1 protein-coding gene is annotated in these 687 nt (G+C 73.8%); it reads right to left on the minus strand.

Features of this window, described 5'->3' with window-relative positions:
• Positions 1–687 (minus strand): DDE-type integrase/transposase/recombinase (locus PSD17_RS25970; protein ID WP_339124971.1); only part of this gene is annotated, 687 nt, incomplete at both ends.

Consider the following 687-nt stretch of genomic DNA (forward strand, 5'->3'; position numbering starts at 1 on the left):
CGGCTTTGCCGTTGGTCCACGGGCAGCGGGCTTGGTGGGGCGGTGGGCGATGCCGAGCTCGGCGAGTGTGGCGGCGAACAGGCGACTCTTGCGGTAGGCCCAGGCGTTGTCGGTCATGATCCGCTCGACGGTGACCCCGTAGTTGCCGGCGAACCAGGCGGTGGCGCGGCGGACGAACCCGGCGCAGGCGTGCTGGTTCTCCCCGCCCTCAGCAAGACTGATGACCTCGACGTAGGCCAGCCGGGAGTGGTCGTCGACCGCGACGTGAACGTAGTCGTAGCCCACCCGCGGCCCGGAGCGGGCAGCCCGGGACTGGGCGGAGTCGCGGCCGTGGGCTCGCCAGCCGCCGCCGTCGCGGATGTGGCCGAGCTTTTTCACATCGACGTGCACGAGCTCGCCGGGGCGGGCCCGCTCGTAGCGGCGCCACCGGTTCGGGCCGTGCACCCGAGTGGCCGGATCGGTCTCCCGGAGCTGTTGCCCGGTAGGCGGGTCGAGGTCGCGCAGCCGCGAGATCCCGAGCCGGACCAGCACGTTATGCACCCCGGCCGCGGAGACCCGAGTGCCGTCCTCGCGGCGCAACTCGAAGGCGATCCGGTCCGGGCCGAGCTGGCGATCGCGGCGCAGCCGCTCGATCCGGGCCTCCAGCTCCGGCGGGGTACGCCGCGGCGAGCGGCGGGGCCGCGAGGA

This window comes from Pseudonocardia sp. D17 (assembly GCF_036984265.1).
GTDB lineage: Bacteria > Actinomycetota > Actinomycetes > Mycobacteriales > Pseudonocardiaceae > Pseudonocardia > Pseudonocardia benzenivorans.